General features: G+C 38.4%; 19 protein-coding genes. 9 read left to right on the forward strand and 10 right to left on the reverse strand.

What is annotated here, in order from left to right; genetic code table 11:
• From VK541_RS07890 to VK541_RS07930, 9 genes are all read right to left on the reverse strand, one after another.
• Positions 1-1167, reverse strand: a 1167-nt coding sequence (locus VK541_RS07890) for a TlpA disulfide reductase family protein (protein WP_324368650.1), incomplete at its 3' end; no start/stop codon positions are given.
• 7 nt (positions 1168-1174) lie between these two features.
• Positions 1175-2503, reverse strand: a complete 1329-nt coding sequence (locus tag VK541_RS07895; protein ID WP_324368652.1) for a TlpA disulfide reductase family protein — start codon at positions 2501-2503, stop codon at positions 1175-1177.
• Between the two features lie 17 nt (positions 2504-2520).
• Positions 2521-3915: a RagB/SusD family nutrient uptake outer membrane protein gene (locus tag VK541_RS07900; protein ID WP_324368654.1), complete on the reverse strand. Its 1395-nt coding sequence runs from the start codon at positions 3913-3915 to the stop codon at positions 2521-2523.
• Between the two features lie 23 nt (positions 3916-3938).
• Positions 3939-7343: a SusC/RagA family TonB-linked outer membrane protein gene (locus tag VK541_RS07905; protein WP_324368656.1), complete on the reverse strand. Its 3405-nt coding sequence runs from the start codon at positions 7341-7343 to the stop codon at positions 3939-3941.
• Positions 7344-7642: 299 nt separating this feature from the next.
• Positions 7643-8941: a FecR family protein gene (locus VK541_RS07910; protein WP_324368658.1), complete on the reverse strand. Its 1299-nt coding sequence runs from the start codon at positions 8939-8941 to the stop codon at positions 7643-7645.
• 168 nt (positions 8942-9109) lie between these two features.
• Positions 9110-9412, reverse strand: coding sequence for a hypothetical protein (locus VK541_RS07915; RefSeq protein WP_324368660.1), 303 nt, complete (start codon positions 9410-9412; stop codon positions 9110-9112).
• A gap of 240 nt (positions 9413-9652) precedes the next feature.
• Entirely contained in the window at positions 9653-10264 is a 612-nt protein-coding gene (locus VK541_RS07920; RefSeq protein WP_324368662.1) for an RloB family protein, read from the reverse strand.
• Positions 10251-11582: an ATP-binding protein gene (locus tag VK541_RS07925; RefSeq protein ID WP_324368664.1), complete on the reverse strand. Its 1332-nt coding sequence runs from the start codon at positions 11580-11582 to the stop codon at positions 10251-10253. Before VK541_RS07925 ends, VK541_RS07920 begins: the two co-directional genes overlap by 14 nt.
• A 138-nt stretch (positions 11583-11720) precedes the next feature.
• Complete coding sequence (locus VK541_RS07930; protein WP_324368666.1) at positions 11721-11951, reverse strand: hypothetical protein; 231 nt, start codon at positions 11949-11951, stop codon at positions 11721-11723.
• Positions 11952-12143: 192 nt separating this feature from the next.
• On the opposite strand from VK541_RS07930, the gene VK541_RS07935 reads away from it, so the two are divergent.
• The 5 genes from VK541_RS07935 to VK541_RS07955 all read left to right on the forward strand — a co-directional run bounded on the left by VK541_RS07935 (position 12144) and on the right by VK541_RS07955 (position 15909).
• Positions 12144-12935 (forward strand): methyltransferase domain-containing protein, encoded by a 792-nt coding sequence (locus tag VK541_RS07935; RefSeq protein WP_324368668.1) that lies wholly within the window; start codon positions 12144-12146, stop codon positions 12933-12935.
• 192 nt (positions 12936-13127) lie between these two features.
• Positions 13128-13703, forward strand: a complete 576-nt coding sequence (locus VK541_RS07940) for an RNA polymerase sigma factor (protein WP_324368671.1) — start codon at positions 13128-13130, stop codon at positions 13701-13703.
• Positions 13704-14144: a hypothetical protein gene (locus VK541_RS07945; RefSeq protein WP_324368672.1), complete on the forward strand. Its 441-nt coding sequence runs from the start codon at positions 13704-13706 to the stop codon at positions 14142-14144.
• Positions 14145-14182: 38 nt separating this feature from the next.
• A complete protein-coding gene (locus VK541_RS07950; RefSeq protein WP_324368674.1) occupies positions 14183-14560 on the forward strand; it encodes a hypothetical protein in 378 nt (125 codons plus the stop codon).
• Positions 14557-15909: a serine hydrolase gene (locus VK541_RS07955; protein WP_324368676.1), complete on the forward strand. Its 1353-nt coding sequence runs from the start codon at positions 14557-14559 to the stop codon at positions 15907-15909. Before VK541_RS07950 ends, VK541_RS07955 begins: the two co-directional genes overlap by 4 nt.
• Positions 15910-15914: 5 nt before the next feature.
• Here the strand turns inward: VK541_RS07955 and VK541_RS07960 are convergent, their stop codons facing one another.
• Positions 15915-16505: an RNA polymerase sigma-70 factor gene (locus VK541_RS07960; protein ID WP_324368678.1), complete on the reverse strand. Its 591-nt coding sequence runs from the start codon at positions 16503-16505 to the stop codon at positions 15915-15917.
• 417 nt (positions 16506-16922) lie between these two features.
• Here VK541_RS07960 and VK541_RS07965 point away from each other — a divergent pair, with 417 nt between their 5' ends.
• The 4 genes from VK541_RS07965 (at position 16923) to VK541_RS07980 (ending at position 20796) form a co-directional block, all read left to right on the forward strand.
• Positions 16923-17477: a dihydrofolate reductase family protein gene (locus VK541_RS07965; protein WP_324368679.1), complete on the forward strand. Its 555-nt coding sequence runs from the start codon at positions 16923-16925 to the stop codon at positions 17475-17477.
• A 626-nt stretch (positions 17478-18103) separates the two neighbouring features.
• Entirely contained in the window at positions 18104-19087 is a 984-nt protein-coding gene (locus tag VK541_RS07970; RefSeq protein WP_324368681.1) for a phospholipase D-like domain-containing protein, read from the forward strand.
• A 27-nt stretch (positions 19088-19114) separates the two neighbouring features.
• Positions 19115-20305, forward strand: a complete 1191-nt coding sequence (locus tag VK541_RS07975; RefSeq protein WP_324368683.1) for an ABC-three component system protein — start codon at positions 19115-19117, stop codon at positions 20303-20305.
• Positions 20302-20796, forward strand: coding sequence for a three component ABC system middle component (locus VK541_RS07980; protein ID WP_324368685.1), 495 nt, complete (start codon positions 20302-20304; stop codon positions 20794-20796). The genes VK541_RS07975 and VK541_RS07980 overlap by 4 nt, the downstream gene beginning before the upstream one ends.

Here is a 20796-nt window from a genome sequence, read left to right on the forward strand (position 1 = left end):
CAATTCCTCAATCTTTTTATATAAATCGTCTCCCCTCAAAGCACCTTCAAAGAATTGACTTGCAGTCGAACTTACAATATCACTACTAATAATTTCTCCTCGTTGATTTATCAATATGAAAGCAGGAATTCCTTTTATACTGAATATATTAGAGCCAGCTCTGTCTATATTATCAATTCCATGAATCCAAGGAGAGTTGTCTTCCGCTAAAGCTTTGCGCCAATCACCTTCCTTTTTATCAGTTGAAATCCCAATAATATTGAAACCCTTTGAATGAAACGCATCATATGTCTTTTTCATGTTTGGAATTTCCGCTCTACAGGGTGCACACCAAGAAGCCCAGAAATCAATTAAGGTATACCTTGCCTTAGATGCGACATCAAGAATGGAAATTTTCTCTCCAAGAGGGCTGGTGACATAGAATTCAGGAATTATACGACCCTTTTTAACCAGTTCTTTCTTCTTCTCCCAAGTCAACTCTTTCACTAGCTCTTGTCCAAAATAGCTAGCTTTAGCTCTTGGAGTCAACTTTTCATAGAGTTGTTTCATCTTAAGATATCCAAAATCTGAGGACATAGTAATTATTACTCGTGCTATATACAACGAATTAAGATGAGATTCAATGTATTTAGTAACTATGCTATCTTTTATCCTTTCAGGAGGTGTTATGGATTTATTAATTTGACTTGTACTGTCTGAGTAACTCTTTCGACTATCCATTATATCATTGTTAAGCTTTTCGATCATATTTCTCGTTTCTAAATACTCATCATTGGCTTCAGAACCGCTTACTCTTAAATTTGGCCAGATAGTCATGGAACTTGTAATTAGCACCTTGCCATTAACTAGTACAAATGCTGAACTCGGTTTTCTACTAAGAATATCCGGTAGCTTAATTGCATAACATTGTGCCTGATGTGCGACAGAACCTTTAAATGTAAATTTTCCATCCTTTACCTCACATTTATCAACAGTATCAACTTTCGATTTGCCCGGTTCAAAATGAACGAGGTATATTATGGATTTATTAGGTAGCCCCTCCAGATTTCCTATAATATTAAATCCTAGTTCCTTATTTTTTATCTGTAACTTTTGTGCAATTGCTGTTGATATGGATAGTATACTAATGGTTAGACAAACTATTGTCTTCGATGAATTAATTTTCATTTTCTAACTAATTATTTAAATGTTTCTTTACTACTTGTTCTAACATTCCCTTATTAAATAGTGGACCGTTATACTCACATAACAGTCCTTTTTGATCAACTAGAACTAGCTGTGGAACGTAACTGAATCCGTATCTATTCCAAATCTGCTTTGCTAAACTATTATCAGCCATATGGCCCGAGCGCTCGCTCTTTCCTCCAATAAGCAATAATGGCCAAGATGCACCAATTCTATTATGTATAGCGATAACTCTATCTCGATCTATTTCAGGGTTTACACATATGGAAATTACCTCAAACCCCTTCGATTGGTACTTTTCAAATACTGATTTGACCTCAGGCATTTTAGCGATGCATGAAGTACAGCTAGTAGCCCAAAAATCTAAAAGAATTAATTTACCTCGCATCTTTTTTAAGTCGACACTGTCGCCATTTACTGCATTAAACTGAAAGTCAAACGGTTCACGTTGTAAAGTAAGTAAAGAGAGTTTCGTATTTCCGTAACTAATTAAATTTGGGAATTTTGACCTTGCGAAAGCTTTCGCAAGTAATTGTAAATCAACATAATTTAATCCAAAATCTGAGGAATAAAGGAAGAATGCATTTGCTGCATCTGTAATGGGATCATTTATGATATTTCCATTTTCATCTTTAACTTGACCTGATATTTGAGAATATAATTTATAATAATCATCAGCAAAATCTAAGACCATTTTGGTCCATTTTATTAGGTCGAAATTGTTTTGCTCCCTAAAAGCATGACATGCCTGTCTGTAAACTATCATTGGATCTGCAGCACATTCAATTCTTAAAAGATTAATTTTATCATATTTATCAACTTCCTTTGAACCTAAAAATTCAGCACGAAATAATTGATATTGCTGTTTCCATTTTTGTTTTGCAGGAATATCTAATGGAAAAATATAATCCCCGCTGCATTTCTCAGGAGAAACTGCATCCATATTTTTGAAATATATTAGATGCTGTTTAATTGTTTCCATAAGCCATTCGAAACGCCTTTTATCATTAGGAAATTTCGCCCAAAAGTCTATCCCCCAGATTCTATATTTATGATAAAATTGTTGTTTGAGTCTATAATTGAATAGACCAATTCCCATGTTAAGTTTTTCTACCTCTAGACTATTGGGCGCATCTTTTGCTGAGGACAGCCATTTCTTCGATTCGGAATGGCTAAATTGAGGTCTCCGACTCCAGTAAACATTTGCCTCAATTTCCAACCCAACTTTTTTATTATCAGCTTGTCCAGCTACTTTGCCAATGTTGATCAAAATCAGCACCCCAAGCATACAGATTAATTTAACAATATTTATCTTCATGTTTTGTTTCTCTTAATTCACCAGCCTATATTCTGTTTCATCCCGCTTAATTGTATCACATCATCTGGAATCGGGAATGTGTATTTGTAACTTCCTGGTTCTAGCACATAAGTTTTACCATTAATTATTCGAGTAATAGTCTCTTTAAATCGATTATCGCCATTTAATCTTCTTAGGTCAGTCCACCTTTGTCCTCTAATAATGAGTTCCTTTTTGCGCTCCTTTAATATTATCCTTAATGCATCTTCCGAATCAGTAGCAACTTGATCAACATAAGTAGTTATTCCATTTACCTTTTTCCATCGTGTTTTCAATAGACCATTTAAATCCTGCACGGCTTCAACTACTTTCCCATTACGAGCAAAACATTCAGCTCTAATTAAAAGTAATTCGTTCGTAGATATTCCTGAAAATTGCAATATTGAACCCGTGTAATTTCCTTTAAAAGTTATATTTCCAGTCGTATTATTTTTAATAAAGAATATATTAAGTCTTAAATCATTATTATCATATAATGCATATAGCATTGGATCAATTAACAGCGATGCCCGACTGGTCAGTCCACTATAATTTGCCATACTTTCATGAAATATAACCTCTGGATTAAAAATCTCAAATGGGTTGGAACTTGTAGTTGACCTTGTATTAAAATCGATCAAAGTATTGTATAATTTCAAACAGGAATCGGCATATAGACCAGCACGTTTATAATCTTGCATGCTTAAATACGTCCTTGCTAACAATGCAAATGCTGCCGGTTTGGATGCACGTGTTTTATACAATGACGTAACTGGTAAAAGCGCTGCTGCGAGAGTTAAATCACTTATAATTTGATCATAAGTTTGCCTCAATGTTGATCGTGTAGAAGGGATATTAATATCTGATTCTAATCTAAGCGGAATTCCTAAGCTTGAATTTGCTGTTGTCTCCAAATATGGCGGAGCCCAAACTTGCGAAAGTTCATAAAAACATCTTCCTCGGTGAAAAAGTGCTTGTCCTTTAACATTATTATACTCTGCCCCGTCCTTTTGAAGTTTAATTAAACCGCCTAATATAAGGTTGGAATTGTAAATTACCTTGTAGGCCCCAAACCCGTTCCCATTGTCGCTAAGCCAATCACTAACTGATATATATGGAACATCATGGCTCCAGGTGTAAGCATTTTTTTCAATGCTACCTCGTCTTTGAAAGACTGCATCGGTCATAAAATGACCATCAGATGCAATTTCTCCTAGAGCTACTCCTTGGGAGTTAAACAAATCATTGTCAAGCAATGCCTGAAAATCCTTTAAGCTCGAGGGAACAACCAATAGAGAATCGCTTTTCACATCAAACCATTCTTTCTTACAGCCTGTAAAAAAGAAGCTTAAAATCAAAGCGAAAATAAATCTATATGATAGAATCTTTTTCATAATTATAATATTTATTAAATGGATTATAAGCTAACAGTCATTCCTATTGAAAAATTTCTAGGGTTTGGAATACTCGAAAACCCCGCATAATCAGGATCAATATTAAAATCATTCGCTTTCCAAATTAACCCCAGGTTATCTGTGTAGACATAGATGCTCATGCTTTGAAAAGGCAACTTTCTAAAGGTATTTCTATTTAAAGTATAGCTTAGTCTAATATCTTTTAAACGTATATGATCTCCTTTTTCAACTAAGATATTTGAATTACTATACACATTCTCTGTAATGTCAAGGTTAGCCGGGATTGGTAAAGAGGGTACGTTTGTTTTCATCTCATCTCCTTTTTGCTGCCATCTTTTAGCATAGTCCGAATGACCACCCCAGCCATTAAAAATATTACCATAATTAACAGAACTTCTTCTAAAATAGTATCCTGCTTTAAAGGACATTAGAAACGATAGGGAGATGTTCCGCCAAGAAAATGAATTCATTAAGGATCCAAAATATTTCGGGTTCGCTTGTCCATTATATTCAATATCGGATTCTGTTGCTTTACTAAAATTAGAACTATTAGAAATTGTATCCGCTAAATATATTTTTATTGACCCATCTTCTGAATCCAATCCTGCAAAACGATAGCTCTGGATTTTATTGAGTGGTTTACCTACCACAATGCCATAACCAAAAAAATCTATTGATTTTTGCTCGTAACTTGTCACCTTATCCGTATTATAGTTAAGGAGTATATTCGTATTCCATTTGAAAGTTCTATTAATGACAGTGGCGCTAAAACTTAGATCGATACCTCTTGTTAAAATACTTGCCCTATTTCCAATAAACGTAGAAAATCCTGAAGTCGGATCGTTGATAACTGGACCAATCAAGTCTAATCCATTTTTTTTATAATACTCAATACTTCCATAAATAGTTCTGTTTTTTGTGCCAAATTCTATACCTAAATTTATATTCTTCACTTTTTCCCATCTAAGTTGAGGATTATCTGGCACCGTAATCACTGCAGTTATTATCGATGAACTGGCATTATTTCCTTGACCAAAACTTGCTATAGCGTATGCCGATCCAGGATTTGTATTTCCATTATAACCATATGTAGCTCTAAATTTGAGATATGGTAAAGCCTCCTTAAAAGGATAAAAATCTTCTCTTGACACATCCCAAGCAATACCCGTTGACCATAATGGTATGCGATTTTGATTACCCTTAGCTCCAAAAAAATTACTTTGGTCCCTGCGCCCGCTTAGACTAAGTATGTATTTATCATTGTATGTATACGAACCATTGGCAAAATAACTGGCATAACGGTTAATAGTATTTCGAATATATACTCCATTCGCAATTCTCCCCGATCCTCCAAATCGAATAGGATATGAATTTACCGCATCAATTGGTGTAATACTGTTAATACTTCTATCAACGCCGTAATAAGTATTTGCAACGGTTTCTAAAGAATTATCTCTGCTTTCTAGTCCGACTATTGCTGCTAAATTATGCCTACCCCACCCCCTATTAAAATTCACTTGACTTCGAAAATTCCAGGAAACTAGTTCACTATTACCCGTTGATAGCTTATCGCCTAAAGGCACTGGGTAAATGAGTGCCTTTGTAACAGGATCAATAGACAAAAAACTGTTTATCTCCCTTCTTAAGTCATACGAATTTAAATTTTGATATGTTTTGGTGTTTCCTAATACTCTTTGCTGCTGGTAATTCAAATTGATCTCTAAACCGGTTAGTATTGTGTATTTTAATCCAGCATTAATACGAAAATCATATCCTGTTGATGTATTATCATTATTATTTAATTCATCTAAAGGCCGATAATGTTCATCGAGTAATGCAGGGAACTTAGCTGTGTCTATATAGGCTGTTCGGATGTCTCTTGGAATAGCTAGTGAATTTCCTTGTTCATTTGCAAACATTGTATAGGGTGAAACCTTACTGCTTCCTATTGGCAAAAATGATCGGAAATAAAGTCCGTTATTTTCTGCTTTAGTTTGGGCATATGCAATTTCTCCAGAAAGTTCAAGGTTTTTAATAGGTTTATAAGTATTGGTGAATTTTATAGTTAAGAGATTGCTTTTATTGCCAACTTCAATTCCTTTAGTATTGTTATAGCCTACCGATCCAAAAAAATTATAAGCGCTGCCCCCTCCGGAGACACTCAGCGAATTACTCTGTTGAATACTATTTTGTAATAAATACTTCTCAATATCATCTCTAACATCATGATTTGCATATTTGGTTATCTGTAAATCGGCTTCTTCCTTAGAAATCGCACCTCTCCTAACTGCAAGTAAAAGTTCAATTACACTTGGTAAAACAGGAAAACTCATAAAAGCAGGATAGTCGTCATCGAATGTATTATAAATACCCTTCTCGAATTCGGCTTTTTCAAAGTCAATCATATCTTTTGATGAGATCGTTGGTACATATTTCAAATCAGGCTTAGATCCAATTGTTAGATTGGAGGTAACTGATAGGTTCAATCGCTTATTGTAATCCCCTCTTTTCGTTGTTATTACAATTACACCATTTCCAGCACGGACTCCCCAAATACTTGCGGCGGCTGCATCCTTAAGTACAGTAACAGATTCAATATCGTTTGGATTTAGGTTATTTAAGTCACCCTCATAAGGAAAATTATCAACTACAATTAGTATTTCTTTGCTTGCGTTTATCGTGCTGATCCCTCGTATAGTTGTACCAGTAGTGTTTTTAGCCAATCCGCTTGTAATGTCATATATTCTATCAAGAACATTTGTACTTACCCTTCTATTAAACAACTCATTATCAATCTGCACAAAACTTCCAGTACTCCTTTCCTTATTCAACTCTTGATATCCAGTATTATAAACCACCTTCACCTCCTCCAACTCACCAGCCGCTACATTCAATTTAATCTCCAAAGGCATCACCGCATCCTTTAAAGAAATGTTCAAAGTTTTAAACCCTACATAACTCACCAGTAAAGTCGCATCCTCATCCACCCCTTTAATCTCAAACTCGCCTTTATCGTTTGTTTTATAAGCCAGAGCTTTCCCCTTCACCTGGATCGTAGCACCTACAAGCGGATTACCTGCCTCATCCAATACCCTACCACGAACGTCAATAGCAGCAAAACGAGAAAGGATATCATCAAGAAAGGAAGGCTCCTTAGGTTGAATAATCACCATTTTGTCTTCTACTTTAAAACTCATTGGCTGGTCTTTAAAACAGATTTCAAGCGCATCGTTTAGATCTGCATTGGTCACGTTCAGGCTCACTGGCTTTGCAGTATTCATTACCTTATCGCTATACACAAAGTCAAACCCTGTTTGTCTGCGTATTTCATCCAGCACGGTAGTAAGCCGTGCATTATTTTGTTTTAAAGTAACTTTCTGCGCATACCCCATTGCGCTTACTTGCATTATTGCTGTTGTTAGCAGTACTATGATTAGCCTCATCACCAACAAAATTTTCGCCATACCTCCTCGCGGCCGGAATAGGCTTTTTGTGTAAAAAAACATACTTTTACTTTGTTTAGGTTTTTACTCGTTGTCTTATCTCAATTTGTCAATAGGGTAAACCTGAACATATAGCCGGTAGTGTCGCAAGCATTATCGGCTTTGTTCTTTGTAAAGGATGATGGTTACGGAATGCTGTAAAGTTTTTTCATGTTCTTGTTTGGTTTGGTTAGTTGATAATATGTTAGTTCTTGAGTTGATTTCTAATTTGTCACATAGACCTTCCTGTCTTCTATTCTAAACTTCAGTGCCTGTGTGGCCTGCAGGGCCTTGATCACCTGCGATATATTCCGCTTCCTGGATACCTTACCACCAAAGGTCTGCTGCTGGTCCACGTCTTTATCATACACCACATCTACATCATACCACCTGCTCACCCTCCGCATGATCACCGCCAATGGTTCCTCCTTAAATACAAAGTCCCCATTCTTCCAGTCCAGTGCTTCAGACACATCCACATTCCTGACCTGCATTCCCCCATTTGGAGTTTGTATAGATTGCTGGTTGGGTTTCAGCACCTTAATTCTTCTGCCCACCGCCACATCAAATGCACTCACCCTCACCGACCCTTCTACCAGAGTAGTTGTGGTCAGCCGCTCGTCCTGGTATGCGCTAATGTTAAAATGGGTACCGAGTACTTCAACGGTCTGGCCTTTACTTTCTACAAGAAACGGTACCCTAAATAGCTTCGCTGGTTTCGAAGCCCGTCCGGGCATTGGTTCAGTGGAAAGCGGAACCACTACCTTAGATACTTCAAAATAGGCTTCACCGCTTAACAATATTTTGCGTTCTTCTCCAGGAAACCGAGAAGGGAAACTAATTTTTGAATCTGCGTTCAGCCACACCTTCGTCCCATCCGGCAAAGTAAACTGATAAGTCTGGCCTTTGGCAGTGCTGGCTGTCATCTGCATCACGTCTCCCGATTTTAATCGGGACTCATCATGCAGGGGAGATTGCTTCGTCGTTCCTTCTCGCAATGACGACGAAACGGCAGTTCCATCACTATACTTCAAGTCATCACCCCCAATCACCACCCCAGGCTTCGCATCACTCAATTGTATCACTTTACCATTGGCCAACGTAATCGTCGCTCCGTTCCTACCCGGCGCTATGTCATTCATACGCACCTGTTCGTCATTGCGAGGAGCTTTTCGCGACGAAGCAATCTCATTTGCATAGTATACCCACACGCCTAAAGTGATCGCTGCTACAGCAGCGGCGGCCACCGCAATCTTCGGCCATAACCTTACAGGTTTACGCTCCGTCAACCTACTTATTCTTGATTTCACATTCGCCAACGCAAGTTCTGTATTAACCTGCTGCATTTCATCCAAAGCAGCAGCCAAACTTTCATGCGCCACAATCCGGTTAAAAATAGCAGTATGTCTTTCATCTTCCTTAAGCCATGCATCAAGCTGATTCTGCTCACCAGCATCAAGCGCATCCGTAAGATGTTTGGCAATAAGCCTTCCTATTCCAAATGTACTTTCAATGCTTGTCATAACATTTTCTTAATCCTGATTTAATATAGAAACGGCACCGACAAGACAAATCTCTAAAGCAACCGAAAAAAAATTATTGATTGTCATCTTGCTGCTTATAGAGTTACCTCCCTCCTTTTCGGAACTCAACCAAAAAGCCAGACGGTGTCTGGCTTTTTACACCTTCATTTACTCCGCCAAATTCGGCTCAACGACAAAGTACCCACCAGTTTTTTTACTTCCATATCGTTCAATCAATTCCTTATCTATTAGTTGTTTTATTTGTTTTTCTACTGTTTTTAAAGGTCTATTTTCCAAAAAGTTAGGTAAATCTTTGGCTTGCATTCCTGGGTATCTAGCTATTATTTCTAACAATGATTTTAATCCCCCACTTAATCCCCCACTTAATCCCCTATCCGGTTGTGTGGTAACTATTTTCTGATCTCTATAACTCAGCTTATTCAAAAAGCCATTAGCTAATTCGCTCGTCATGCTCGCCGATCGTGCTGAATTCATTTCAGCATCCCGGCCTGTCCCAAAATAGTTAGTCTTCTTCTAAAGTTTCAAACAAATCTTTCCATGTAGGATTTACACTATTTATCAAGTTGATTTTCCATGAACGTCTCCAATTTTTAATCTGTTTTTCCTTAGGTATTGCTTAAAGAAATTGTAGACGCAGTGCGTCCACAATTTGTCTGTCAGGAAATGTTTCAGCAAGATAAGTGCATTTTCTCAGGGTGCTATCCCAAGAATTCCAAATAACTTATAGAGCTCAGCTTTACCCTGTTTAGGATTGTCAATATCAAAGTCTCCTCGCTTGGCGGCATTTGCAATACAAATTTTTAAATGCGGTTTCAACCTTTTGTATATATCAAGATCTGATTGAACGAAGTACTTTTCTGTTTTTTCATAATCCTTTAGAGGATCATACTTTTTAAGTTCCTTACCCGCGGAATCACATAACGGGAAATATGCACCTGTATCTTTCACATGCTGCAAAAACCAATATTCAAGACAAGGTGTATTAACAAGTACATGAACATTTTTGATTTTTTTAAGTTCAACAAGATATCCCCTTAATTCATTAAGGGCTCCTACAACCTGAATCACCACATCAAGATCTAGTACCCAAATCGAATAATCATAAATATCAGCATTTGATTTTACAACCTCGTATTGATCTTTAAGTGATTTCTTCTTTGGTAGCTCAGGCTGTATGCTAACACCAGGAATGGATTCATTTCTCCTTAACATCTGCAGGTACCACATTTCTGTTTCTCCGTCAACTACAATTGAAAAAGTCTTCCGACCAGTTCCTTTCCTGGAATTGCTACTTCTCGCCATCAGTAAAATCTAAATAATAATCCCCAAGCTCAGGAACTGCACCGAGCTTACCTGTTTTGTAAGCATTATATACCGAGGTAGTATCCCTAACTACAGTTGAATCAAAATCATTCAAGGAATAAAGGTCTGTGCTACCATCCTCCTTTTTCTCAGTAAACCAAATAACATCATCACGCAAAATGTCTCTGTCCAAAAATAACTCTCTATGATGAGTAGTTACGATAAGCTGCGACTGTTTTGCATTTACCAAAAACAACAATAAGAAATGTTTTACCAAATCAGGATGTAAAGAGGCCTCCATTTCATCTATAGATGTTATAATTGAAGCATTTATCAAAATATCGAGAAGACCGCTAAATTCGAAATACCGTTGTGTACCCTTCGATTCCTGACTCAAGGGAAGTCGATAACTTACTTCATTATCACCATTCATGACTAAATGCGACAAAAATATTTCTGTAGAAGCCTCATCCTTCAAGATATCCTCTGGAGCCTTATTTTCAGTATTTTCTAAAGGCAAAATTACTTCAACCTTTTTTAGATTATCACTGTTTTCAGCAAATACATGAGGTTTCGTTTCAACATAAATGTCATTAACTTTGAAGTTGGCTTTCTTTAATAACTGCACCATCCTCTCTTTTTTCAAATCCCCAATTTTCAAACTATTAGTCAGTGATCTTCTAATACTAGTTTCAGGCCTCATCAATGGAGCAAGCTTATTATAAAACCAGTCCGATACCTCCTTAAGCTGCATCGATTCTATGTTGGTTTTTAAAAAACCACCCAGCACGGTGTTATTCCAAAGGGTGTTTGCCTCCAATGCGGACTTATGAGCTTTGTTTATTTTTATTTTATTTCCAAACTCGATGTTTGTAATCTGTTTGTTTTCATCCGTGCTTCTTTGATAAACCAAAGATTTATTAGGAGAATAGAAATAAAGTTGCTCACTCGCTATTGATTCAATATTAAATTGTACAGCGTACAAGAATCTCTTACCACTTGCAACGAATGAAATTTCAAACTCCGAATTTTGGGTTGGAGTATTTTCATCAAACAAAAAAGGCTTAAAATCCAAAATATCTGTCTTCTTTTCAGCTGGTGCTACAATTAATTTACGCAGAAAAGATAGGGCCTCAAGAATAGTTGTTTTCCCCGAACCATTTGGCCCATAAATCAATCCTAGTTTGAGTAAACGCAGCCCGGGAATTGGTTCAATCACATAATAATCCTCAAGATCTTTGGAATTATCCGCTTCAAACGACAAAGTGATTTTATCTTTAACGCTTTTGAAATTCCGTACAGAAAAGCTAATAAGCATAACTTTTTACTTTAAAAATGTAAGTCAATTACAAATATAATCATAAAACTCCACAATTTAACAATTCCTATTTATCAAATTGTTCTTCTATGAATATCTCCATTGCTATCACCACAAAAACAAATTTTAGATGGCAACTCATCGCATTTCAAATATATCAGCCAAACCATCTTCACTTAGTTCCTCCCATAATAGGTCTCTAGCCCATTGTGCTTTATCAGCTTCTGCTTCATTTTGAGAATATTTAGCTAAGTCACGTAATTTCTGATCGTAGTTCCAAATAGCTGAAGAAAGCTTACCTACATTCAATGCCTGGTTAGCTTCGTGGCCTTCCTCTGGAAGGTTAAATTCTAAGGTCATTTTCATCATTCTACATTTTTTTCTTTACTCATAGCCTATTTCAAGCATCATTTGAGATGCAGGCCAACTTATATATTCTCAACCATCAAAACCAAATAAAAAAATCTCTGCCCTTCTTTTTTTATAACCTTATCTGCTAAACCATTTTGGCGAATATCTGCTGAAAAATCAGTATTTTTCATCCAAACGAAGATCAACATCATGATGACCAACAAGCATATTGAACGGGACGAACAAACAGGTACGAAAATATTTGACAATAGAACGCTAAAAGCAGATTATCGTAATCTCCAGCCCATTATTAAAGAAGGGATGACGGTATTGGATGTAGGATGCGGAACAGGAGCCATTTCCAAAGACATAGCGCTTCTGGTTGGTGAAACCGGAAAAGTAATCGGAATAGACAATACCAGCAAGTTTATCGAAAGCGGGAAATCAACCTATCAAAACGTAACAAACCTGGAGCTTATTCATATCGACCTGTTTGACTTTCAACCGCTCGAAAAATTTGATCTTATCGTATCTGCAAGAGTACTTCAATGGTTAAGTAACCCCAAACAAGCTTTATTAAAAATGAAATCACTTTTAAAACCAGGAGGTCAAATTTCAATTCTGGATTACAATCACAACAACTTAGAATGGGTTCCCGAACCACCTGAAAGCATGCGTATTTTCTATAGCGCATTTTTGAAATGGAGATCAGATGCCGGAATGAACAATAGTATTGGTGACGATCTTACTATACTGTTAGAGGAAATAGGGTTGAATTCCATTCAGCAGATCAATTCAGATGAACATTATGACAGAGGTCATCAAAATTTCATTGCCAAAGTTGGGATTTGGTCTCAGGTTGCATCATCAAAACAAATGGTCGATGATGGTTATCTCGACAACGACACCAGGCTTCAAGCAATTCAGGAATACAATGCATGGGTAGAAAACAGTGCTGTTTCCATGACAATGAAGTTAAATGAAGTAAGAGGAGAACTCTGATTATGAATTATCCTGAAACAAAAACACAATCGTTGCAAGCCACCATCTGGTCTTCATTATACCAATTCGGTCCAAAGGAAATTGCTATCATCAGCTCCATTAAAGAGACGGAGGCGGACACAACATACAACTGCGTTTCGGAACGGTAAGTCCGTAGTGCAACTTTTTCGCGTCTACGGTCTCTAATCAATATTGAAACACCGGGAAACAAACTACAAAACTGACCGCGAGCTGGTCGCTGCCGTCCTGGTGGGCGATAAGCAGGCTTTCGCTGTTTTTGTCCGGCAGACGGAGAACCTGGTTGCCAAGATTATTTTTCAGATGACCGGCGGCAGCGGCGACCGTAAAGATCTGGCCCAGGAAATTTATATCAGGGCATACCAGAACCTGGCTGGCTTCCAGTTTCGCTCGAAGCTGTCTACCTGGATCGCACAGATCGCTTACTATGACTGCTTACATTACCTTAAAAAAAAGAAGCTGACCTATCTGGAGAATATCCCCGAAGAAAGCATTTCCGCCGATACAGATTTACCTGCAGAAATGCGGCTTTTTCAAAGCGATCTTTCCATTATTCTAACTGAAGCGGTAGCCCAGCTGCCCCCGCTTTACCAGACCTTAATTACGCTGTTCCATGAGGAAGAAATGAGCTACAGCGAGATTGCCGGGATCACGGGTTTGCCAGAGGGGACGATAAAAAATTATTTATTCAGGGCCCGCAGGGTTTTGCGGGACTATTTATTAAAACGATACGATAAGGAGGAACTCTAAATGGAAGAACACTTAGACGACAATGACCTGCAGCAATATGCACTCGACCAATCAGCATTAGGACAACAGCCCCTGCAGCATATAAGGCATTGCAAACACTGCCAGATCAGAGCTGGTCAATATGCACAGATCCTGCGCGGACTGCAACATGCACCAAAAATGACAGTGGAGATTGACCTCGCAGCATTGGTCTTACCTGCTGAAAAGAAAAAGTTTCCCTGGGGCATAATCTCCATTACGGCTTTGATTTTCACAGGACTGCTGGTGATCGGGTCGGGCGTTGTACTGCTGGGCCAGGACATCCGCGCTATTATCCTTACAGAACAGGGACGGCATTTTTATTTACTTCCTGGTCTCGCCATTGTCCTGCTGGTCGCTGGCTGTGGGTTTTACTATCGTGAGTACAAACACCGGCTTCGCATGATCGGTCTTTCAAATTAATTGCAACTTATTCCGGGCAGGAGGCTCATATCAACAGAATGAACACAACAGACAACTTAACCCACAACCTGACCGGCGACCCGACCTTTTTCTGGCGGCTAATCGCGGTAACCGTCCTAATTGCATTGACCACCGGCTTTATTTTGGTGGTCATCCGCTTATTGCTGGAACACCGCATTAAAAACCGCATCATTGAAAAGGGCCTGCCGGAAGAAACGGCAAAGGCTATCCTGGGCTCTGGCGAAAGTGCCTTGAAGACCTCACTCTTGAAATGGTTCCTGGTATTCGCCGGGATCGCCTGCGGCCTCTTCCTGGTGGCTGCCCTGCACCCGAATCAGGTGACCAGTTTGGCAATCATCGCCTGCAGTATTGCCGGTAGTTTCGGTATCTGTTACCTCCTTAAAAAAAGAAAATGACAATCAAAATGAACCGGATACTTTTAGTCCTGGTAACTCTTACCGGCTCACTGGTAAGCCCGGATGGTTTTGCCCAGGATACAACGGTCCTAAAAATTGACCAGTTGATCATGGCTTATCAGAAGCTTGATAAGTTTACAGGCACTGCGCTGGTCGCCCGTAAAGGGCAGGTTATCCTGGAAAAAGGTTATGGCTACCGTGACGAGCAGATCAAAGAAACAAACGACGCAGGCACCATCTTCCAGATCGCGTCGGTCACCAAAACCTTTACTGCCACCATGGTGCTCAAGCTGGCTGAATTGCACAGGCTTTCCTTGTCAGATAAACTCAGTAAATGGTACCCGGCATTCCCCAATTCCGATAAGATAACTATTGAAAATTTGCTCAGCCATACCTCCGGCATCTTCGACCATACCCGAAAGGATACGGTTATTCGCCTCAACACACCCGAAAAAATGATGGCCTTTCTGGCTAAAAATCCGCTGGATTTTGAACCGGGAACAGACTGGAGGTACAGTAATTCAGGCTATTCAATTTTGGGCTTTATCATCGGCAAAGTTAGCGGTATGACCTACGAACAGGCAATTCGTCATTATATTTTCAACCCGCTGCACATGACCCAAAGCGGTTTTGATTTTGAACATCTTCAAAGTTGTCAAAAAGCTAAGGGGTATTCAGCCGGTGAGGGTGGCAAGACCATAGCATCCTTCAGCGATTCCTCCATTGTGTTTGCTGCAGGAGCCATCTATTCTACTGTAGGTGATCTATACAAATGGCACCGGGGCCTGCAGGATTACCGCATTGCAGACAGCACTTTAATGAAAAAAGCGTATACTCCTTTGCAAAAAAATTATGGTTATGGCTGGATCATCGATTCGGTAGCCGATCACAAGATGGTGTATCATACCGGCAATATTGCCGGCTTCAGCAGCATACTGTTACGGATCCCTGGTGATGATATTTGCATTGTGCTTCTGAATAACCAGGAAGGAATACTGGAACCCGTCGCCAGGAAGATCGTTGATATTCTTTACAGCCGGCCCTATTCCGTTCCGATAAAGAAGATCGCTATCAGCCTGCCCGACAGCACCCTTTCGCGCTATACAGGCACTTACGATGTTGCTGACATACACTTGACTCTAGAGGTCACGCTGGAAAATCATCAGCTGATCGCTCATGCTGCAGGCGGTCCCACATTTCCGCTTACTCCTGAAAAGCAAAACCAGTTTTACATTAACGAAGGTGAAGCAGTGATTGAATTTGTCACCGATTCCAAAAGGAAAATTACAGGGCTCATCATTACCCAAAACAACCAGCAGCATTCCGGGAAAAAAATAAATCGCCTCTAATTCTATTACCAATCCCTGTGAAACAAAAACACCAGTGTAGCCATACCCTTATAGCTCAGCATTTTCCTCAGCAGCAATACCCCTCTTGCCTTTTGATTATTGACCGTGCTCACTGTAATCTGCATGGCCTCCGCAATTTCCTTCCCACTCATGCCCTGCTCATAACTCATCCTCATAATATTCCGGCATTGTTCAGGAAGCATCGCTATGGCCTGACTGATCTCCATAAGCACTTCTGATTGTATAATGTGTTCCTCCACACCCGGCTCCAGCTGCCCCTGCTGCATATACCAGTTCGTATCCCTGTTCAATTTCCGTTGCTCACTTACCGCACCATCCAGACAGGCATTTTTAATGCTGATGTATAAAAAAGCTTTTACTGACGTAAAATTATCGAAATCACCATGCCGCTGCCACAACTTCACCATCGTATCCTGAACCACTTCCTCGGCCTGTCCCTCGACGGTAACATACCTGCGGGCAAAGAAACACAAGGCCGGATAAAATTTCCGGAACAAGCGGTCAAACGCCCGCTCATCGCCTTCCTTCAAAAAAGCAACCAGTTCCTGATCGGTATAAGAGCTGTAAGCAGCCATCTTTTCTATGAATCCCTCCTATTAAAGTTAAGAATAAGTTATGGCAAGTTTATATATTTTTTCGCTACCAACGTTAATCGCCGAAGAAATTTCTCCACCAGGTTTGCCTACCATCCTGTCTACTACCCCTCGTCATTCTACCATTCCGTCGGCCCACCACCCCGTCAGTTCACCAGTTCACCACCCCATCAGTTCACTATTCCGTCAGTTCACCACCCCCATCAGTTCACCATTCCGTCAGTTCACCACCCCCGACTGTTCACCCACTCGTCATTGCGAGGAGGCACGACGAAGCAATCTCCATCAGCAAATAAAACGGGGTTAAAAAACACCCGCATATTGTCGCGATTGCACCTCACTTGTGTGCCACTCCTTTTTTAAATTTGGGCTAAGGAAATTGATTTAAAACGAAGTACAATGAGAAAAGTAATTGCAGCTATCAATATGACACTTGACGGGTCCTGCGACCATACCACAGGAATTCCGGATGAAGAAGTACATCAGCATTACACAGATCTGTTAAATACCGGAGACACCATTCTATACGGAAGGATAACCTATCAGCTGATGGAATATTGGCGAACTGTCTTAGAAAATCCTTCCGACAAAAAGTCAATGAATGACTTTGCTGTTGCCATAGATAGAATTCCAAAAATTGTCTTTTCTCATACCCTCAAAGATATAAACTGGGACAGCGCAATATTGTCAGATCAAACAGTTGAAGAAGAAGTTCTAAAACTCAAACAACAATCGGGTAAAGACATCTTAGTTGGCAGCCGGAGCCTAATCATACAGCTAATGAAACTCAATTTGCTGGATGAATTGCAGCTTTGTATCTACCCTGTTATAGCCGCAGGAACAGTTATGCCATTATTTGAAAACCTAAAAGACAGGACCCTTCTTAAACTCATAAAGACCAAAACATTTAGTGGCGGTGCTGTCATGCTTTACTACGGGCCAGGTCCTGCATGATGCTTGCTGCTGAACAACTAGTACGCACTCCCCAGACAGTCCATCCTCGTCATTGCGAGGAGGAACGACGAAGCAATCTCCCTTCCCATCACCTCAATTCACCTCGTCATTGTGAGGTACGAAGCAATCTCCATCACCACGTTAATCAGAAAATAAAAAGGGGTTGAACAAGTTCAACCCTTCCGCATTTTAAAAAAACCAAGAAGGTGAAGAAGCCGAGCAAAGTTATCCAAGTTTTACCCTTCAACTAAATCTGTAAGGAAAATAAATATTTCGGTGGTATTTACTAGCACATTCGTATTCTAAGCCTTATACTACAATTTTGCTTATCTATTTCCTCCCATTGCGAGTACACTCGCGACACGACAAACTCATTCTGGGATTCTAGCTCTAGGGTTCGAATCCCATCGGGACCATAGCCAAGCACAAAAATCTCTGTAAATCAGTTCTTACAGCTAATTTATTCATTCACAGACAATGTCACTGTCAATTTATAAATATAATTCGGGTATTTTTAGATAGACTTTATTCATAAAGTGAATAAATATTATATATTAGTATAAATAATCACATTTATGAACCGCTCTCAATTACTCCTTTAAGTGTTTGCGAATTTCGAAATCAACATGAAATATGCTTTCGAAAATATTCAGGTTGAACTACTAAGACTGATACATACATCTAAATCGTCTATAAAAATAGCAGTGACATGGTTTACGAACCATGAGATCTTTGATGCTGTTCTGGAAAAAATGCAAAATGAAAGTTATACGGCTGAGTTAATTGTATTAAACGACCATATTAACAACAAAAAACAAGGTCTTGATTTTCAAAAGTTCATAGAACTAAATGGCGATTTTTATTATTCCGAAGTTGAAAATATGGTTCATCATAAGTTTTGCATTATTGATGAGCAAACTTTGATAACTGGCTCCTATAATTGGACATACTATGCTGAAAAACGGAATTGGGAAAATATTATCATGATTCAAGATCCAATCATTGTAGAAGCGTATTTAAATGAATTTAAAAAGATCATTAACCGATATACTAAGATAGATATAGTCATATCAAGGCGAAATATCCATGCAGACTTGACGTCTATTAAATATCTGAAAACGGATTATATGCTTCAGGCTCAAAATTATATACTTAAGGGGGACAAAATTAACGGCATAAAAGCTTACACAGAAGTGTTAAAATTAGATAATAAGGATAAAGAAATCGAGAAAAACAGAGCGAATCTACTAGATGAAATCAATTCGACAGGGCTGGATAAATGTCCGTTCGAAATTGGAATTAAGTACAAGGGTGGTTACGTCCCAACTATATTAGCTAATGTACAACTCCCTGTTACTGTTGTAACGCAAGGCAGAAGCTCGGTTGACAATGCCACTGCTTTAAAGCTAACTATTCAGAAATACGAGCATACTCACGTTACAATTTTGGAATTTTCGCTTATAAATATCAAACCCTGCCCAAAGGGAACCGTTAAACTGGAAAATACACTAACTTTAAATAAATCTGGGTTACTCATCGTTAACTGTCGAGAACTAAATGGATACTCAAAAGCAACAACAAAGGTAGGTGATTTAAAAAGGTGGCTATAGGAATAAATATGAAAAATGTTTTAAATTATGACTGAATCAATCACGGATTTTTCAGCAAAGGAACCTTCATTAGGTTACTTTTATCAAATTAAATATGCGCTATTTGTTCTCCTAATGAGTTCAAAAGAGTTAGATCAACCAAAAATTAGGATTGAGAATCTGGATGATATTGAAATAGAAACCCTGAACACACTGCATCTACTTCAGACCAAATATCACATTAAAAGTAAGGCCAATCTGACAGATGCAAGTGTGGATTTTTGGAAAACGATTAGAATTTGGTCTGAACATATAAATAATGGACTAGTCGATGTAGACAACACCATCTTTAATCTAATAACAACTGAAACCGTTTCCGAGACAAGTTTATTAATGAGTTTCAAAGAGACTATACTTTCGGAAAGCGAGCTAATTGAATTAATTGGCAAACTTGATAAGATCAGCTTAGAATCTAGTAATAATACTAATGCTAAGGCTTATAAAGCCTTTCAAAAATTGAGCATTACCGACAAAAAGAAACTTATAAAAAATATCAGAATCTCAGATAGCTCATTAGATATTGATGGTGTGAATGAGAAAATTAAAAAAGAGCTTATTTTCTCAACTTACCCTAGTCATCTGGATGCATTCTTAGAAATTTTAGAAGGTTGGTGGTTTAAAAAGTCAATTGATAATCTAACAGGAACAATTGAGTTTATAGATTCAGTCGAGTTACAACTAAAAATTGTAAATATAGCCGATTCCTTCAAGTCAGATAATTTGCCAAATCATTTTCCAGAACAACTTGAAGTTTCCAATGAAGATGTTGATCTGGTAAAAGAAAAGATGTTTATGAAGCAATTGAGTCTTATAGAGGTTGAAGCTAGTTCTAGAACTGTAAAAAGAGCGATTAGCGATTTTAGACGAGCATTTGAACAACGATCTAAATGGCTGAGACTTCATTTATTGAATCCTGATGAGGAGGAGGAATATGATCGAAGATTGACTGATTATTGGCAAAATATATTTGATATTATGTGCGATGAGGCTGAAGCTCGGGGTAGCAGCGAATATAAATTACTGGGCAATCAATTTTATATGGAGCAGTTCGCAAAAACTTGTCCTCAAATTAAGATTAGAGAAAAATTTATTGAAGAATATTTGACAAGAGGGAGTTATCAAATCCTGTCGGATTCGAAAAAAATTGGATGGCACCCGAAATACAAAGATGAAGTATGAAAACAGCATGGACTGATAGAAATAAAATTGTCGCAAATCTCTTTAATCCCGCATTTTGTGGTGAAATACTGAGGGCAGTAATCAAGGAATACAACAAGCATACAAGTGTTGATTTTCCCTTTGCATTTTCATTTATTGTTTTACCGATATTACTTCATAAAGAAACAAGGCAAAAAATGCCGAGAAGCACCCGGACTTATTTTTTTGTTTGGGTTGAAGAGAACGATAGCTTATTTTTTGATTTCGCCCAGAGAACAAAAAGTATGGTAAAATTCACTAAGGAAGCAATTTCCTTTTTATTGGTTTATAAAAAGATCGTCATTGCAGATACGGGTAGGATGACATCTACCAGTGAAAAAATTAAGCAAGTCTCCGATGAAGATTATGAAGAGTACAATGATATTTTAAAAAAGGCAGAAATGTTAGGAAAATGGTTGTCACAAACAAGCGACGTAAAGTCGATTTACTCATTCTTTAGAATTACTCCATAA

It is taken from the genome of Pedobacter sp., from assembly GCF_035317785.1.
In the GTDB taxonomy this organism is placed as follows: Bacteria; Bacteroidota; Bacteroidia; order Sphingobacteriales; family Sphingobacteriaceae; genus Pedobacter.

Excerpts from the sequence above, each read along its gene's own strand:
- VK541_RS07895 (WP_324368652.1), bottom strand. The coding sequence starts at position 2,503 with ATGAAGATAAATATTGTTAAATTAATCTGTATGCTTGGGGTGCTGATT.
- VK541_RS07900 (WP_324368654.1), bottom strand. The coding sequence starts at position 3,915 with ATGAAAAAGATTCTATCATATAGATTTATTTTCGCTTTGATTTTAAGC.
- VK541_RS07905 (WP_324368656.1), bottom strand. The coding sequence starts at position 7,343 with ATGCAAGTAAGCGCAATGGGGTATGCGCAGAAAGTTACTTTAAAACAA.
- VK541_RS07910 (WP_324368658.1), bottom strand. The coding sequence starts at position 8,941 with ATGACAAGCATTGAAAGTACATTTGGAATAGGAAGGCTTATTGCCAAA.
- VK541_RS07915 (WP_324368660.1), bottom strand. The coding sequence starts at position 9,412 with ATGACGAGCGAATTAGCTAATGGCTTTTTGAATAAGCTGAGTTATAGA.
- VK541_RS07920 (WP_324368662.1), bottom strand. The coding sequence starts at position 10,264 with ATGGCGAGAAGTAGCAATTCCAGGAAAGGAACTGGTCGGAAGACTTTT.
- VK541_RS07925 (WP_324368664.1), bottom strand. The coding sequence starts at position 11,582 with ATGCTTATTAGCTTTTCTGTACGGAATTTCAAAAGCGTTAAAGATAAA.
- VK541_RS07930 (WP_324368666.1), bottom strand. The coding sequence starts at position 11,951 with ATGATGAAAATGACCTTAGAATTTAACCTTCCAGAGGAAGGCCACGAA.
- VK541_RS07935 (WP_324368668.1), top strand. The coding sequence starts at position 12,144 with ATGATGACCAACAAGCATATTGAACGGGACGAACAAACAGGTACGAAA.
- VK541_RS07945 (WP_324368672.1), top strand. The coding sequence starts at position 13,704 with ATGGAAGAACACTTAGACGACAATGACCTGCAGCAATATGCACTCGAC.
- VK541_RS07950 (WP_324368674.1), top strand. The coding sequence starts at position 14,183 with ATGAACACAACAGACAACTTAACCCACAACCTGACCGGCGACCCGACC.
- VK541_RS07955 (WP_324368676.1), top strand. The coding sequence starts at position 14,557 with ATGACAATCAAAATGAACCGGATACTTTTAGTCCTGGTAACTCTTACC.
- VK541_RS07960 (WP_324368678.1), bottom strand. The coding sequence starts at position 16,505 with ATGGCTGCTTACAGCTCTTATACCGATCAGGAACTGGTTGCTTTTTTG.
- VK541_RS07965 (WP_324368679.1), top strand. The coding sequence starts at position 16,923 with ATGAGAAAAGTAATTGCAGCTATCAATATGACACTTGACGGGTCCTGC.
- VK541_RS07970 (WP_324368681.1), top strand. The coding sequence starts at position 18,104 with ATGAAATATGCTTTCGAAAATATTCAGGTTGAACTACTAAGACTGATA.
- VK541_RS07975 (WP_324368683.1), top strand. The coding sequence starts at position 19,115 with ATGACTGAATCAATCACGGATTTTTCAGCAAAGGAACCTTCATTAGGT.
- VK541_RS07980 (WP_324368685.1), top strand. The coding sequence starts at position 20,302 with ATGAAAACAGCATGGACTGATAGAAATAAAATTGTCGCAAATCTCTTT.